Origin of the sequence: Symbiobacterium thermophilum IAM 14863, assembly GCF_000009905.1 — a bacterium.
Classification (GTDB): Bacteria; Bacillota; Sulfobacillia; order Symbiobacteriales; family Symbiobacteriaceae; genus Symbiobacterium; species Symbiobacterium thermophilum.
The window spans coordinates 101,897-116,410 of sequence record NC_006177.1 but is presented as its reverse complement, the minus strand read 5'-3'; the positions used below and the strand labels follow the sequence as shown (position 1 = coordinate 116,410).

The window sequence follows — 14,514 nt, the reverse complement described above, 5'->3', positions numbered from 1 at the left end:
TGGGGAGGGTCCGTTCCATGTCGTTCCTGCAGACCTACGATCCTCTGGGCAGCCCGCTTCTCTCCACGCTGCTCGCCGCGCTGCCCCTGCTGCTCCTGATCTACCTCCTGGCCGCGCACCCGTGGCACGACCGGGAAGGCCGGCGACAGCGGGGCATCGGGGCGCCCAGGGCCGCCTTCATCGCCTCGCTGGTCTCGCTGGCCATGGCGGTCCTCGTCCTGGGCATGCCCTTCCCCGCGGCCGGGGCGTCCTTGGTGTACGGGGCCCTTTCCGGTCTGTTTCCCATCGGCTGGGTGCTGGTCGCCGCCATGTTCCTGTACACGCTCACCGTCGTCACCGGGCAGTTCGACGTGGTGAGGGAGAGCATCGTTGCCGTCTCGGCCGACCGGCGCATCCAGGTGCTGATCATCGCCTTTGCCCTGGGCTCCTTCCTGGAGGGCGCCGCCGGCTTCGGGATCCCCGTGGCCATCGCCGGTGCGATGATGGTCGGGCTCGGCTTCCGGCCCTTCCAGGCCGCCGTGCTCAACCTGCTGGCCAACTCCGTCCCGGTCGCCTTCGGCGCCATTGGCACCCCAGTCCTCACCCTGGGCGCGGTGACGAACCTGGACCCCAACCGGCTCGGCGCCCTGTCGGCCCTGCAGCTCGCTCCGTTCTGCCTGGTCACGCCCTTCCTGGTCATCACCGTCATGGTGAAGATGGACCGCAAACCCTTCCGCAAGGTGCTGGAGGTCTGGCCGGCCCTGCTGGTCTCGGGCGTGACCTTCACCCTCGGCGAGTACCTGACCGCAGCCTACCTGGGCCCGGGCCTGGTCGGCATCCTGGGCGGCCTGGTCACGCTGGTGGCGCTGCTGGCGCTCCTGACGGTCTGGAGGCCCGCCGCCCCGTACGACGGCGATCCCATCGCGGCTTCTGCGCCTGCCCGCCGCCTGGCCCCGATGGCGGGGGGCGCCGGGTCGTCAGGCCGGACGCGGGCCGCGGTGGTCCGGGCCTGGCTGCCGTGGGTGCTGCTCACGCTCTTCGTCTTCCTCTGGGGCCAGCCTGCGGTCAAGGCTGCGCTGGAGCGGCCGGTGGCAGGGATCCCCACCGTGCTCAGGTGGTCCGTGCCCTTCCTCGACCAGGCGGTCTACCGGATGCCTCCGGTGGTCGCAGAGCCGACGGCCGAGCCGGCCGTCTACACGCTCAACTGGCTCTCGTCCCCGGGCACCGCCATCTTCCTGGCGGCGCTGGTGGCGGGCCTCTGCCTGGGCACGACGCCGGCGCAGTGGAAGGAGACCGTGGTGCGCACCGCCCAACGCATGCGGGGCCCGCTGACCACCGTAGCCATGGTCCTGGGATTCAGTTACCTCACCCGCTACACGGGTGCCGACGGCATCCTCGGCCTGGCCTTCACCCGCACCGGATGGCTCTATCCCTTCTTCGCCCCGCTGCTGGGGTGGATCGGCGTGTTCATCACCGGCTCCGACACGTCAGCCAATGCCATGTTCGGCAGCCTGCAACAGATCACGGCCCGCCAGTTGGGCCTGGACGAGTACCTCATCGTCTCCGCCAACAGCGTGGGCGGCTGCACCGGGAAGCTGCTCAGCGCACAGTCGATCGTGGTCGCCACCGCCGCGACCTATGAGGACCGGCAGGAGGCCGCCGGCGCCGTCGGCTCGATCCTGCGGGCCGTGGCCGGTTACAGCCTGGCGATGGCCGTCATCAGCGGGCTGATCGTGATGGCCCTGGCCTACCTCGCGCCCGGCCTCATCCACTGATGGGAGGTGCCCCGATGAGAGTCTCGCTCTTCATCACGTGCCTCGCGGACCACTTCGCCCCTGAGGTGGGTGAGGCGGTCTACCGGCTGCTCAGGCGCCACGGGGTCGAGGTCGACTTCCCGGCCGGCCAGACCTGCTGCGGCCAGCCCTCCTGGAACACGGGTCACCTGGACGACGCCCGCGACTTCGCCCGGCTGTACATGAAGACCTTTGCCCGCAGCGAGTACATCGTCCAGCCCTCGGGCTCCTGTGCCGGCCACGTGCGCTACTTCTACCCGGAGATGTTCCCCGATGGCTCCCGCGAGCAACAGGAGGCCCTCGCGATCGGCCGGCGCACCTACGAGTTCACCGAGTTCATGGTGAAGGTCCTGGGGGTCAGGGACGTCGGCGCCCGGTTTCCCGGCAGAGCGGTCTTCCACAACAACTGCCACATGCAGCGGGAGCTGAGGGTGCAGGAGGAGCCCGTGGAGATGCTGCGGTGCGTGCGGGACCTGGAGCTGGTGGAGATTCCCCGGCCCGACCTCTGCTGCGGCTTCGGCGGCGCCTTCTCCGTCAAGGAGCCGGAGATCTCCACCGCCATGGCCGACGACAAGCTGGATGCCGTCCTGGCCACCGGCGCGGACCTGATCGTCAGCTCCGACCTGGGGTGCCTGATGCACCAGGGCGGCCGCATCGAAAGGCGCGGCCTGCCCATCCGGACCCTGCACATCGCCCAGCTTCTGTGGGAGGGGGTTCAGCAGAATGGCCGGTAAGGCGGTCTTGCGCCAGCGCGTCGCCAGGGCCCTCGCGGACGACCACCTGCGCGGGGCGGTCCGATACACGTCGGAGAACCTCTACCTGAAGCGGAAGGCCGCCATGGCCGACCTGGAGGCCCTCGCGGCCCGGGGTGAGGCCATCGGCACCTTCGCGGAGCTGCGCGCCCGGGCGCAGGAGATCAAGGGGCACACCCTGGCCTTCCTGGACGGTTACCTGAAGCAGGCGGCGGATCAGATCCGCAAGAGCGGCGGCGTGGTCCACTGGGCCCGGGACGCTGCCGAGGCCAATCAGATCGTCCTGGAGATCTGCCACAGGCGCGGCGCCCGGAAGCTGATCAAGTCCAAGTCCATGGTCACCGAGGAGATCCGGCTGAACCACGCCCTGGAGGCGGAGGGGCTGGAGATCGTGGAGTCCGACCTGGGCGAGTACATCATCCAGCTGGCCCGGGAGACCCCGGCGCACATCGTGATTCCGGCCATCCACAAGACCCGCCGCCAGATCGCGGACCTCTTCGGCGCCGTCGCCGGCCGGGAGCTGGCCACCGACACCCGGACGCTGGCGGGCTTCGCCCGGGAGACGCTCCGGCACAAGTTCATGACCGCGGACGTGGGGGTCACCGGCGCCAACTTCGTGGTGGCCGAGACGGGCACGATCTGCCTCGTGACCAACGAGGGCAACGGCAGGCTCACCACCTCCGTGCCCCCGTGCCAGATCACCCTGGTGGGCATCGAGAAGCTGGTGCCCAACCTGGAGGACCTGGCCGTCCTGATGGCCCTCCTGCCCCGCAGCGCCACCGGCCAGAAGATGACCACCTACTTCAACCTGATCACCGGGCCCCGCCGCCCCGGGGAGCCGGACGGGCCGGAAGAGCTGCACGTCATCTTCCTGGACAACGGCCGGTCGGAGATCCTGGCCACCCGGTACCGGGAGGTGCTCGCCTGCATCCGGTGCGGCGCCTGCCTGAACGCCTGCCCGGTGTACCGGCAGCTGGGCGGCCACGCCTACGGTTCCGTCTACCCCGGGCCCATCGGGACGGTGCTCACGCCGCTCCTGCAGGGGCTGGACCCGTGGGACGAACTGCTGCAGTACTGCAGCCTGTGCGGCGCCTGCACCGAGAACTGCCCGCTGGGGATCCAGCTGCACAAGCACATCATCCACCTGCGGGGCGAGGCGGTGGCGCGGGGGCGCGAACACCCGCTCATGCGCACGGCCCTGAAGGCGGTCCACTTCGCCTGGACCCGGCCGGGGGTCTACCGGCTGGTGGCCCGGGGGGCGCACCTGGCCACAAGACCGTTTGCGCGCCGACGGCCCGACGGAAGCGCGTACCTGGACCGCCTGCCCTCCATCGCCGCCGGCTGGACGTTCAGCCGCACGCTGCCCTCCCCGGCCCGCAAGCCCTTCCACCGGCGCTGGGCCGAGCTCGAGCGAGAGGAAGGTGCCAAGTAGATGACCACTGAGCAGGACTTCCTGGTCCTCGTGGCCGCCAGGCTCGGCCGCACCCCCGGAGAAGCCCCGCCCCGCTTCCGGCCGTCCCAGCCCCTGCCGGCCGTCGGCCCCACGGAGGCCGCCGCCCTGGCGGACCGGTTCCAGCTGGAGCTGGAGAAGATCAGCGGCGTCGTGCACCGGGTGAACGACGCTTCCGAGGTGGCCCCGACCGTCGTGCGCATCCTCCAGGCAGCTCAGGATGCAGCTGATGAGGCGGCTCGGGGGTCCGGCCCCGGCCCTGGGGCGAGTGACCCGTCCCGGCCCGGACCGCCGGTTGCGCGCTGGGACGACCCCCTGCTGGACGGGTTCGGGATCGACGCGGCCCTGGAGGAGGCCGGCTGGCCGGTGATCAGGTTCCGCGCCGGCGACGACGGCCGGGCCTTCGCTTCGCGCGTGGAACGGGCCTTCGCCGGCGTCGTCGCCTGCGACGCAGCCATCGCCGAGACCGGCACCATCGTGCTGCACAGCGGCCCGACCCGCGGCCGGACGGTGAGCCTGCTGCCACCCGTCCTGATCGCCGTGCTGCGCAAGGAGCAGATCGTCTTCGACGCCGCCCGGCTCTTCCGGCGGCTGGCGCGGGCCCCCATGCCGTCGCAGGTCATCTTCAAGTCGGGCCCCAGCCGCAGCTCCGACATCGAGAACGACCTGACCATCGGCATCCACGGCCCCGGCGATCTCCACGTGATCTTGCTGTAGGGCAAAGCGCCCGGCCGGACGGAAGAGTGGCGCAGCCCATGGCCGTAAGCGACAGAGAAAGGGACCCCGGCCTGTTTCCAGGCCGGGGTCTCGATTTAGTCCTTATCGTGGTCCAGGGCGCCGGCGGCCCGGAGGCGGACCATGGCACGGCGCAGCGCCGCCTCGGCGCGCGTCCGGTCGATGTTGGCCTTCCGGTCACGCAGCCGGGCCTCGGCGCGCCGCTTCGCCTCCATGGCGCGCATCACGTCGATGGACTCCGCCAGCTCGGCGGCGTCAGCCAGGACGGTGATGCGGTTCTCCGAGACCTCCACGAACCCGCCGGTCACAGCCACCCGCTTGTACACGCCGTCCTGCTTGTACCGCAGGACGCCGATGCGCAGGTTGGCGACCATGGGGGCGTGGTTCTTCAGGATGCCCATCGAGCCGTCCACCACCGGGACGACGACGGCGTCGGCGGGGGCGTCCCGCAGCACCGTCCGCTCCGGGGTGATGATGGTCAGCGACATGTCGGCCATGCTAGCTCACCTCGGCCAGCAGCTTCTTGCCCTTCTCCACCGCCTGCTCGATGGTGCCGACCATGTAGAACGCCTGCTCGGGCAGGTCGTCGTGCTTGCCCTCGAGGATCTCCTTGAAGCCCTTGACCGTGTCCTTCGGGTCAACGAACACGCCGGGCAGGTTGGTGAACTTCTCCGCCACGAACATCGGCTGCGACAGGAAGCGCTCGATCTTACGGGCCCGGGCGACGATGAGCTTGTCTTCGTCGGACAGCTCGTCCATGCCCAGGATGGCGATGATGTCCTGCAGCTCCTTGTACCGCTGCAGCACCTTCTGCACGCCGCGCGCCACCTCGTAGTGCTCCCGGCCCACGATGTTGGGGTCGAGGATGCGGGAGGTGGAGTCGAGCGGGTCGACGGCCGGGAAGATCGCCTTCTCAAACACGGCACGGGAGAGAACCGTGGTCGCGTCCAGGTGAGCGAAGGTCGTGGCCGGGGCCGGGTCGGTGAGGTCGTCGGCCGGGACGTAGATGGCCTGCACCGAGGTGATCGAGCCCTTCTTGGTGGAGGTGATGCGCTCCTGCAGGTAGCCCATCTCCGTGGCCAGCGTCGGCTGGTAACCCACGGCGGAGGGCATGCGGCCCAGCAGGGCGGACACCTCGGAACCGGCCTGCGTGAAGCGGAAGATGTTGTCGATGAAGAGCAGCACGTCCAGGCCCTGCTCATCGCGGAAGTACTCGGCCATGGTCAGGCCGGTGAGGGCCACGCGCATACGGGCGCCGGGCGGCTCGTTCATCTGGCCGAACACCATCGCCACCTTGTCGATGACGCCGGCCTCGATCATCTCGTGGTAGAGGTCGTTCCCCTCACGGGTGCGCTCGCCCACGCCGGCGAAGATGGAGTAGCCACCGAACTTGTACGCGATGTTGTGGATGAGCTCCTGGATCATGACCGTCTTGCCCACGCCCGCGCCGCCGAACAGGCCGATCTTACCGCCGCGGGCGTACGGGCAGAGCAGGTCGATGACCTTGATGCCGGTGGGCAGCATCTCGGTGGCGGGGTCCACGTTGGCCACACCGGGGGGCTCGCGGTGAATCGGCAGCGAAACCGGGCTGTTCACCGGCCCCTTGCCGTCGATGGTCTCGCCCAGCACGTTGAAGATCCGGCCCAGGACCGGCTCACCCACGGGAACCGTGATCGGCGCCTGCGTGTCGTAGACGGTCTCGCCCCGCCGCAGGCCGTCGGTGGAGTCCATGGCGATGCACCGGACCTGGTTGTTGCCGAGGTGCTGCGCGACCTCCAGGGTCAGGTTGATGTCGCCCCGCTCCCCGCCGTTCCGGATCACGAGGGCGTGGTTCAGCTTCGGCAGATGGCCGTCAGGGAACTCCACGTCGACGACGGCGCCCATGATGGCCAGGATCTTGCCAGTCGGTTCGCTCACTGCGGGTTTCCCTCCTCTACTCAGGAAGCAGGCTCAGCCCTGAAGGGCGTTGGCGCCGCCCACGATCTCGGAGATCTCGCGCGTGATGGCGGCCTGGCGGGCCCGGTTGTACGCCAGCGTCAGCTTGGCGATCATCTCTTCCGCGTTGTCCGTGGCGTTGCCCATGGCGGTCATGCGGGCGCCGTGCTCAGACGCCTTGGACTCCAGCATCAGCTGGTAGAACATCGTCTCGGCGTACCGGGGCACCAGCGTGTCCAGCACTCGCTCAGGCGAAGGCTCGTAGATGTACTCCACGTGCGTGTGCGCGCCGTCCGCCTGGGCCGGCTGGATCGGGAGCAGCTGCATCTCCTTGGGCCGCTGCGTCACGGCGTTGACGAACTCGGTGTAGATCACCCGCACCTCGTCGACCTCGCCCGAGAGGTAGAGATCGACGATCTTCGACAAGACGGAGCGGGCGAGGGCGAAGGTGATGTTGTCGCCCAGGTTGACGAACTCCAGCACGGGCTGGATCTTGCGCTTGACGAAGTAGTCGCGCCCCTTCCGCCCGATGGTGATGAGCTTCGTCGGCCGGCTCTCCTTCTGCAGCGCCTGGTGCGCCTTGCGGATCACGTTGATGTTGAACGCGCCGGCGAGGCCACGGTCGGCGGTGAGGAGCACGTAGGCCACGGTCGGCGTGCCTTCGGTGCGGCGGTGCAGCAGGGGGTGGTCGATGCCGGCCCCCGCCTGGATCAGGCGGCCCAGGGTCTTGGCCAGCTCCCGGGAGTACGGGCGGGCGTTCTGGACCTTTTCCTGCGCCCGGCGCAGCTTGGCCGCGTCGACCATCTTCATGGCCTTGGTGATCTGCTGCGTCGACTTGACGGCCCGGATGCGCCGCTGTACGGCCTTCTTGTTCTCAGCCACAGCCGGTCACCACCCTTACTGGTTGGCGGCAGCCCGCTGGCCGTAGCCCTTCTTGAAGGCGTCCACCGCGGCCCTGACCTCCGGCTCGATGTCCTTCCACTTCTCCTTGGGGATCCGGGCCAGCAGCTCGGGGTGGTTCGCCTTGAAGTAGGTGTGCAGCTCCTGCTCGAACGCGGCCACTTCCTCGAGCTCCAGGTCGTCCAGGTAGCCGTTGGTCGCGGCGAAGATGGACAGCACCTGCAGCTCCACCGGCAGCGGATGGTACTGGGGCTGCTTCAGGATCTCCGTCGTGCGCTGGCCGCGGATGATGCGGGCCTGGGTCGCCTTGTCCAGGTCGGAGCCGAACTGGGCGAAGGCGGCGAGCTCACGGTACTGGGCCAGGTCGAGCTTCAGCGTACCGGACACCCGCTTCATCGAGTCGATCTGCGCCGCGCCGCCGACGCGGGACACGGAGATACCGACGTTGATGGCCGGGCGGACGCCCGCGTTGAACAGGTCGGTCTCCAGGAAGATCTGGCCGTCCGTGATGGAGATGACGTTGGTCGGGATGTACGCCGACACGTCACCGGCCTGGGTCTCGATGATCGGCAGCGCGGTGAGGGACCCGGCGCCGTACTCGTCGCTCATCTTCGCAGCCCGCTCCAGCAGGCGGGAGTGCAGGTAGAACACGTCGCCCGGGTAAGCCTCGCGGCCGGGCGGACGGCGCATCAGCAGCGACATCTCGCGATAGGCGACGGCGTGCTTGGAGAGATCATCGTAGACGATGAGGGCGTGCATGCCGTTGTCACGGAAGTACTCGCCCATCGCGCAGCCCGCGTACGGCGCCAGGAACTGCAGCGGGGCGGGGTCGGAAGCCGTCGCCGAGACCACGATGGTGTACTCCATCGCGCCGGTCTCCTGCAGCTTCTTGACCACGCCGGCGATGGTGGACGCCTTCTGGCCGATGCCGACGTAGATGCAGATGCAGTTCTGGCCCTTCTGGTTGATGATCGTGTCGACGGCGATGGCCGTCTTGCCGGTGCCGCGGTCGCCGATGATGAGCTCGCGCTGGCCGCGCCCGATGGGCGTCATCGAGTCGATGGCCTTCAGGCCGGTCTGGAGCGGCTCATGCACCGACTTCCGGGTGATGACGCCCGGCGCCTTCCGTTCGACGGGCAGGTACATGTCGGTCTCGATCGGGCCCTTGCCGTCCAGCGGCTCACCCAGCGCGTTGACGACGCGGCCAATCAGCGCCGGGCCCACCGGCACCTCGACGACGCGCCCGGTGCGCCGGACCTCCATGCCCTCCTTGATGTCCTCGTCGGGACCCAGGATCACGACGCCGATGTTGTCCTCTTCCAGGTTGAACGCCATGCCCATGATCCCGTTGGGGAACTCCAACAGCTCGGAGGCCATGCAGGACTGCAGGCCGTAGACGCGGGCGATGCCGTCGCCCACCTGGATGACCCGGCCGACGTTGGAGGTTTCGATCTCAGTGGAGAAACGCTCAATCTCCTGCTTCAGGATTGAGGAGATCTCCTCAGGCCGAATGCTCATCCCCTGTGTCACCCCTCAATGACGTTGGATTGCGCACTGATCAGCCGCTCGTGCATGCGGCGCAGGCGAGTACGCACGGAGCCGTCCATCAGCGTATCGCCCACCCGCACGGCCAGGCCGCCGATCAACTCCGGGGCGACCTGGGTCCTCAGCTTCACGCGTTTGCCCAGCTTGGTCGTAAGCTTCGCCTCCAGGTTCCGGGCCGTCTCCTCGGCCAGAGGAACGGCGGAGCGGACCTCGACCTCCACGACGCCCATGGCCTCGTTGGCCAGGTCCTGGAACGCGCGGTACATGGAGGGCAGGTGCGGCTCCCGCCGCTTCTGCACCACCACGTAGAGAAAGTGCAGCACCAGCGGGGAGACCTTGCCCTCCAGCACGCTGGCGAGCACCTTGCGCTTCTGGGAGGGCGAGATCCGCTGGTCGTTCATGAACGCCCGCAGGTAGCTGTCGGTCTCATACATGCTCACCACGAGCTCCAGCTCGCGGTTCACCTGATCCAGCAGCCCTTTCTCCTGGGCCAGTTCGAAGAGGGCCCTGGCGTAGCGTCGGGCGACGGCGTGGTTCATCATCAGTGCTTCGTCACCTCGGTCACGAAGCTGTCCGCGAGCCGGCGGTGCTCGGCGTCATCCAGGCTCTTCTCGATGACCTTGCCGGCCACCGCCACGGCCAGGTCGGCCACCTCACGCCGCAACTCGGCCACGGCCTTCGCCTTCTCCCGCTCGATGGTCTGGGTCGCCTGTTCCAGTATCTCCGCGGCCCTGGCCCGGGCCTCGGCCTCGATCTGCTCCTTCACGGCCGTCGCGTTCTTCACGGCCTTGTTGATGATCTCCTGCGCTTCCCGCTGCGCGTTGGCGATCTGCGCCTCGAACTCCCGGCGCAGCCGCTCGGCTTCCGCCCGGTCCTCGGCGGCCTTCTTCAGGTTGGCGTTGATCTCGTCCTCGCGGGCCTGAATGGCGCCCAGGAGGGGCTTATAAAGGAACCTGTGCATTCCCCACAGGAGAACGGCGAAGTTGATAATCGTCCAGATCAGCTCGTTGGTCTGCGGGAAGATCTGCACGTCGGCCGCGAGCGTAAACAAAGTAAGATCCAAAAAGAGTTCCCCCCCTCTCTAGTAGGGGGCGACCGGAGGTGACTAGCCCCGGGTCGCCCCCCTTCGAGCCTAGGCGATCTGTGGAGTTTAGCCGAGCATGAAGATGATCAACAGACCGATGAGCAGGCCGTAAATGGCAATGGCCTCCATCAGCGCGAGCGAAACGATGAGCGCGCCACGGACGTCGTTGGCGGCCTCAGGCTGGCGCCAGATGGCATCCATCGCAGCGGTCGTCGCCTTGCCCTGCGCCACGGTAGCGCCGATGGCGGCAACCGAGATGCTGAGGGCAGCAGCCAGAGCGATCCATGCGGTTTCGGTCATCGTGCGGGTTCCCTCCTTCTCGATCGCGAGAGTCAGATCGCGAAACTTCGGGCGCAAGGCCCCTTTTAGTCAATCCTCCCAGGAGTAAAGGAAGGGACCGCCTTCCCTAGAGGGGGAGGAAAGCTGATACCTTCATCAAGCGCCCTAGTGGGCCGGGGCAGGCTCGTGCTCGGCCTCCCCCTCGGGGTGATGCGCGTGCGCCTGGTGATGCTCCAGGACGGCGCCGATGTAGATGGCCGTCAGGGTGGTGAACACCACGGCCTGCAGCGCGCCGAACACCAGGCTCAGCACCATGATGGGAATCGGCGCGATCATCGGGGCGAGGAAGATGATCACCGCCAGCAGCGTCTCCTCGCCGAAGATGTTGCCGAAGAGACGGAGAGAGAGCGAGAATGGATGGACGATCTCTTCGAGCAGCGAGAGGGGCCCCAGGTGCAGGATGTGCTTGAGCCATCCCCCCGCCCCCAGCGTGCGGATGGCGATCACCTGTACGGCGATGGCCACCACGATGCCGAGGCCCAGGGTGGTTCCCCACCGGCCCGTCGGGGCAAAGAGCCCGTAGCCGACCGTGGGCACCACGCCCAGGTAGTTGGACACGATGATGAACAGGAAGAGCGTACACAGCAGCGGCATGTACTGGCGGGCGTACTGACGGCTCCCGATGAAGGAGGCGAACCAGCCCTCCAGGAAGTCGATCAGGAGCTCCAGCGAGCCGCGCAGCTTGCTCGGGCGGCCGCTCAGCACGGCCCGGTTGATGACGAACGCCAGGGCCAGCAGGCCGGCCACAATGAGCCACTGTGTGATGATCATGTTGTTGATCTCGAAGTAGGTGCCTTGCAAGAGCACCGGGAAGGGTTGGTGAATGTGAAACTCCTTGCCGCCGCTCGCTTCGGCGAGGCTGAAGAGGAACGTCGTCACTCGAATTTCCCCCCCTTCCGGGCGTAGACGTAAAGAAGAGAGGCTTTCACGGCGACTGTGATGGACAGCGCCGCCGCCATCAGCGCGTATCCGCTGCGCACGATCAGGTAGAACAGGACCAGCGCAGCGGCATCCAGCAGGTACCGCACAAAAAAAACGACGCCAATACCGCGCAATGAGTCGAAGCCGGCCGCCCGGTTATTGGCCATCTGTCGAAAGAGCACCAGGTTGCAAACCCAGCCCCAGGCGCATCCGAACAGGATTCCAGCGACGATCTTTGCTGCCATGGCCACCCTCCCCCTTGCCGGGGTCAGGGCTGTCCATCCCTCGTCTTTTGCGTTTCCTCCTTCTTCGCCGCCTTCACCGCCCGGTCGATGGCGTTCAGCCGGCGCAGCAGCCCGTTGAAGGCCACCGCCAGCCCCAGGAGAATGCCGGCGATCAGGAACAGGGGTGCGGTGCGGAGCTTTCCGTCGAGCCACCACCCGAGTCCCCCGAAGAGCCCCAGAGACGCCAGCAGCGTGTAGCCAAAGTCTATCGCCGCAAACAGGTAGGGCGAACGCCGGGGGGATCGGCGATGCACTTTGGCACTACCTCCTCCGCCGCCGGAATCCGCAAAAATCCCTAAGGCCGATTATACTGAGACGACTTGTAAAAGACAAGAACAAAAACCGGTGGGGTACTGTCATGTGAGCCATTCCATGTTGTTAACCAGCCGATAACGCCCAAGCATGGAAGTGCAGCCCTTTCAGCGACCTGGGGTGAACTCTTCGGGCCTGTCGGCCGTGAAGCCGAAGTACCAGCCCAGATACTCGGCGATCCGCCGGCTCGCCTGCCCGTCGCCGAAGGGGTTCCGCGCCCGGGCCATCTGCTGGTACAGCGCCTGATCGGTGAGCAGCCGCTCCCCGGCGGCGTACACCCCCTCGTAGCTGGTGCCCGAGAGCAGGATCACCCCGGCCTCCAGCGCTTCCGGCCGCTCGGTCGTCTCCCGCATCAGGATGTGGGGCACACCCATGGAGGGGGTCTCCTCCTGGATCCCGCCCGAGTCCGTCATCGCCATATAGGATCTGGCAGCGAGGTGAATCATATCCGGGTACGGCAGCGGATCCAGCAGCAGGATCCGGGGGTGGCCGTCCAGGATGGGCCAGGCGATCTCCCGCACCGCCGGATTCAGGTGCACCGCGTAGATCAGGAGGACGTCGGGGAACCGGTCCACCAGGTCGCGGACCGCCCGGAACATGTTCCGCATGGGCTCCCCGATGTTCTCCCGGCGGTGGGCCGTCATCAGCACCACCCGGTGGCGGCTGAAGTCCACCTGCCGCAGGGCCGGCACGGTAAAAGTGTGCGGCTGAGCCAGCACGGTGAGGGCAGCGTCGACGCCGGTCTGCCCCGTGACGAAGATGGTGCCGGGGTCGATGTGCTCCGCGATCAGATGCTCCCGCGCCCGGGGCGTCGGCGCAAACTGGATGTCCGCGATGATGCCGGCGATGCGCCGGTTGATCTCCTCCGGATAGGGGTTGTACTTGTTGAAGGTGCGCAGCCCCGCCTCCACGTGGCCCAGGGGGATCTTGTGGTAGAAGGCCGCCAGCGCCCCGGCCGCGGTGGTGCTCGTGTCGCCGTGCACCAGCACCAGATCCGGACGCTCCCGGGCCAGCAGCTCGTCCAGGCCGGAGAGGGCGCGCACCATGATGTCCGTCAGCGTCTGCCGGGGCTGCATGATGGCCAGGTCGTGGTCGGCCGCCAGCCCGAAGGCTGCGAAGACCTGGTCCAGTTGCTCCCGGTGCTGGCCCGTGGAGACCACGATCGTCTCAAACCAGTCCGGGTGCCGGCGCAGGGCCTGCACCACCGGCGCCATCTTGATGCCCTCCGGGCGGGAACCGAAGATCGCCATCACCTTTCGGCGCTGTGTCACAACGCTGCCTCCCTGCTCGCCCCCGGCCGCGCGGCGGGCCGGCGGCGACGTAATATCCCTGAAAAGGGGTAAGAGGTTGCCCTCTTACCCCTTTTCCTATGTTCGATCTTCCCCGGAATCAGCGGCCCGGATGCTGTGCCGGGTCTCGGTGACCTCCAGCAGCCCCAGCCGGCGGGCTGCCACCACCACGATGGTAAGTACGACGGCGACGATGACCATCGCCTCGGCGAAGTTCACCTCGGTCAGGGCCACGGCGGAGAGTCCCAGGGCCGCCGAGACCGCCCACATGACCAGCACGGTCTTGCGGTGGGACAGCCCGAGGCGGAGCAGCCGGTGGTGCAGGTGGTCCTTATCCGCCTGCCCGATCGGCAGCCCGGCGGCCACCCGCCGGATGATCGCAAAGGCCGTGTCGAAGATGGGCACGGCCAGCGCCAGCACCGGCACCAGCACCGAGACCGCCAGGGCGCTCTTCATGACGCCGTCGACCGAGATGGCCGCCAGCGTGAAGCCCAGGAACATGGAGCCGGCGTCGCCCATGAAGATCTTCGCGGGGTTAAAGTTGTAGCGCAGGAAACCCACCGCGGAACCGGCCAGCGCCGCCGAGAGCAGGATCGCCGACGGCATGCCCTGCTGGAGCGACACCACCAGCAACGTCAGCGCGGCGATGGTGGAGATGCCCGCCGCCAGGCCGTCGAGGCCGTCGATGAAGTTCATCACGTTGATGAACGACACGATCCAGAGGATGGTCAGCGGTCCCGCCAGCGGCCCAAAGGAGACCCAGCGGTCGCCCAGCGGGCTGTAGATGGCGTTCACCTGCAACTGCCAGTACGGCACGTAGACCATCAAGGCTGCAACGGCCACCTGGCCCAGGAACTTCGTCCGCGGCCGCATCGGCGACCGGTCGTCCCGGATACCCAGCAGCACCAGCAGGCCGCCGCACACCAGGATGCCCACGATCTGCGGATCCCGCAGGCCGCCCGCCAGGATCATCGCCAGCGCGAACGCAAGGTACATCGCCAGCCCGCCCAGGAAGGGCTTCGGTTCCGTGTGGACGCTGCGCTTGACCACCGGGGCCACCGTACCCGTGCGCAGGGCGAGTCTGCGCGCCAGCGGCGTGAGCAGCAGCGACGCCACCAGCGCCGCCGCGAACGTAAGGCCAGCCTGCTGCAGCATGTGGACTCATCTCCCTACACAGGGTCCTTCGGCACGGACCC

At 67.8% G+C, this 14,514-nt stretch carries 16 protein-coding genes; 4 read left to right on the top strand and 12 right to left on the bottom strand.

Annotation, left to right across the window (positions count from 1 at the left end; genetic code table 11):
* Nucleotides 1-17: 17 nt before the first annotated feature.
* From STH_RS00525 to STH_RS16670, 4 genes are read left to right on the top strand one after another with little or no spacing between them, the layout of a single operon-like run.
* On the top strand, nucleotides 18-1,754 hold the full coding sequence (locus STH_RS00525) for an L-lactate permease (RefSeq protein WP_011194231.1): 1,737 nt from the start codon (nucleotides 18-20) through the stop codon (nucleotides 1,752-1,754).
* Nucleotides 1,755-1,768: 14 nt separating this feature from the next.
* Nucleotides 1,769-2,506 carry a (Fe-S)-binding protein gene (locus tag STH_RS00520; protein ID WP_011194230.1) on the top strand — a complete coding sequence of 246 codons (738 nt, stop codon included), beginning with the start codon at nucleotides 1,769-1,771 and terminating at the stop codon, nucleotides 2,504-2,506.
* On the top strand, nucleotides 2,496-3,956 hold the full coding sequence (locus tag STH_RS00515; protein WP_011194229.1) for a LutB/LldF family L-lactate oxidation iron-sulfur protein: 1,461 nt from the start codon (nucleotides 2,496-2,498) through the stop codon (nucleotides 3,954-3,956). Before STH_RS00520 ends, STH_RS00515 begins: the two co-directional genes overlap by 11 nt.
* Nucleotides 3,957-4,691, top strand: coding sequence for a LutC/YkgG family protein (locus STH_RS16670; RefSeq protein WP_050742028.1), 735 nt, complete (start codon nucleotides 3,957-3,959; stop codon nucleotides 4,689-4,691). It begins immediately after the preceding gene.
* Between the two features lie 95 nt (nucleotides 4,692-4,786).
* Here STH_RS16670 and STH_RS00505 read toward each other — a convergent pair whose 3' ends face one another.
* The 12 genes from STH_RS00505 to STH_RS00450 all read right to left on the bottom strand — a co-directional run bounded on the left by STH_RS00505 (nucleotide 4,787) and on the right by STH_RS00450 (nucleotide 14,473).
* The gene (locus tag STH_RS00505; RefSeq protein ID WP_011194227.1) at nucleotides 4,787-5,206 is read right to left on the bottom strand and encodes a F0F1 ATP synthase subunit epsilon; all 420 of its coding nucleotides are present in this window, start codon (nucleotides 5,204-5,206) and stop codon (nucleotides 4,787-4,789) included.
* Nucleotide 5,207: 1 nt separating this feature from the next.
* Nucleotides 5,208-6,626, bottom strand: a complete 1,419-nt coding sequence (gene atpD, locus STH_RS00500) for a F0F1 ATP synthase subunit beta (protein WP_011194226.1) — start codon at nucleotides 6,624-6,626, stop codon at nucleotides 5,208-5,210.
* 33 nt (nucleotides 6,627-6,659) lie between these two features.
* Nucleotides 6,660-7,526 (bottom strand): ATP synthase F1 subunit gamma, encoded by an 867-nt coding sequence (gene atpG / locus STH_RS00495; RefSeq protein ID WP_011194225.1) that lies wholly within the window; start codon nucleotides 7,524-7,526, stop codon nucleotides 6,660-6,662.
* 15 nt (nucleotides 7,527-7,541) lie between these two features.
* On the bottom strand, nucleotides 7,542-9,062 hold the full coding sequence (gene atpA, locus STH_RS00490) for a F0F1 ATP synthase subunit alpha (protein WP_011194224.1): 1,521 nt from the start codon (nucleotides 9,060-9,062) through the stop codon (nucleotides 7,542-7,544).
* Nucleotides 9,063-9,070: 8 nt separating this feature from the next.
* Complete coding sequence (locus tag STH_RS00485) at nucleotides 9,071-9,631, bottom strand: F0F1 ATP synthase subunit delta (protein WP_011194223.1); 561 nt, start codon at nucleotides 9,629-9,631, stop codon at nucleotides 9,071-9,073.
* A complete protein-coding gene (atpF, locus tag STH_RS00480; protein ID WP_148205435.1) occupies nucleotides 9,631-10,152 on the bottom strand; it encodes a F0F1 ATP synthase subunit B in 522 nt (173 codons plus the stop codon). Before atpF ends, STH_RS00485 begins: the two co-directional genes overlap by 1 nt.
* A gap of 87 nt (nucleotides 10,153-10,239) precedes the next feature.
* Nucleotides 10,240-10,473 carry an ATP synthase F0 subunit C gene (atpE, locus tag STH_RS00475; protein WP_011194221.1) on the bottom strand — a complete coding sequence of 78 codons (234 nt, stop codon included), beginning with the start codon at nucleotides 10,471-10,473 and terminating at the stop codon, nucleotides 10,240-10,242.
* Between the two features lie 144 nt (nucleotides 10,474-10,617).
* Nucleotides 10,618-11,391: a F0F1 ATP synthase subunit A gene (locus STH_RS00470; RefSeq protein ID WP_011194220.1), complete on the bottom strand. Its 774-nt coding sequence runs from the start codon at nucleotides 11,389-11,391 to the stop codon at nucleotides 10,618-10,620.
* The gene (locus STH_RS00465; RefSeq protein ID WP_011194219.1) at nucleotides 11,388-11,678 is read right to left on the bottom strand and encodes a hypothetical protein; all 291 of its coding nucleotides are present in this window, start codon (nucleotides 11,676-11,678) and stop codon (nucleotides 11,388-11,390) included. Before STH_RS00465 ends, STH_RS00470 begins: the two co-directional genes overlap by 4 nt.
* A 23-nt stretch (nucleotides 11,679-11,701) precedes the next feature.
* On the bottom strand, nucleotides 11,702-11,971 hold the full coding sequence (locus STH_RS00460) for an AtpZ/AtpI family protein (RefSeq protein WP_011194218.1): 270 nt from the start codon (nucleotides 11,969-11,971) through the stop codon (nucleotides 11,702-11,704).
* 165 nt (nucleotides 11,972-12,136) lie between these two features.
* On the bottom strand, nucleotides 12,137-13,279 hold the full coding sequence (gene wecB, locus STH_RS00455; protein WP_011194217.1) for a non-hydrolyzing UDP-N-acetylglucosamine 2-epimerase: 1,143 nt from the start codon (nucleotides 13,277-13,279) through the stop codon (nucleotides 12,137-12,139).
* 117 nt (nucleotides 13,280-13,396) lie between these two features.
* Nucleotides 13,397-14,473, bottom strand: coding sequence for an MraY family glycosyltransferase (locus tag STH_RS00450; RefSeq protein WP_011194216.1), 1,077 nt, complete (start codon nucleotides 14,471-14,473; stop codon nucleotides 13,397-13,399).
* Between the last annotated feature and the right edge of the window lie 41 nt (nucleotides 14,474-14,514).

Excerpts from the sequence above, each read along its gene's own strand:
- STH_RS00525 (WP_011194231.1), top strand. The coding sequence starts at position 18 with ATGTCGTTCCTGCAGACCTACGATCCTCTGGGCAGCCCGCTTCTCTCC.
- STH_RS00520 (WP_011194230.1), top strand. The coding sequence starts at position 1,769 with ATGAGAGTCTCGCTCTTCATCACGTGCCTCGCGGACCACTTCGCCCCT.
- STH_RS00515 (WP_011194229.1), top strand. The coding sequence starts at position 2,496 with ATGGCCGGTAAGGCGGTCTTGCGCCAGCGCGTCGCCAGGGCCCTCGCG.
- STH_RS16670 (WP_050742028.1), top strand. The coding sequence starts at position 3,957 with ATGACCACTGAGCAGGACTTCCTGGTCCTCGTGGCCGCCAGGCTCGGC.
- STH_RS00505 (WP_011194227.1), bottom strand. The coding sequence starts at position 5,206 with ATGGCCGACATGTCGCTGACCATCATCACCCCGGAGCGGACGGTGCTG.
- atpA (WP_011194224.1), bottom strand. The coding sequence starts at position 9,062 with ATGAGCATTCGGCCTGAGGAGATCTCCTCAATCCTGAAGCAGGAGATT.
- STH_RS00485 (WP_011194223.1), bottom strand. The coding sequence starts at position 9,631 with ATGATGAACCACGCCGTCGCCCGACGCTACGCCAGGGCCCTCTTCGAA.
- atpE (WP_011194221.1), bottom strand. The coding sequence starts at position 10,473 with ATGACCGAAACCGCATGGATCGCTCTGGCTGCTGCCCTCAGCATCTCG.
- STH_RS00465 (WP_011194219.1), bottom strand. The coding sequence starts at position 11,678 with ATGGCAGCAAAGATCGTCGCTGGAATCCTGTTCGGATGCGCCTGGGGC.
- wecB (WP_011194217.1), bottom strand. The coding sequence starts at position 13,279 with ATGGCGATCTTCGGTTCCCGCCCGGAGGGCATCAAGATGGCGCCGGTG.
- STH_RS00450 (WP_011194216.1), bottom strand. The coding sequence starts at position 14,473 with ATGCTGCAGCAGGCTGGCCTTACGTTCGCGGCGGCGCTGGTGGCGTCG.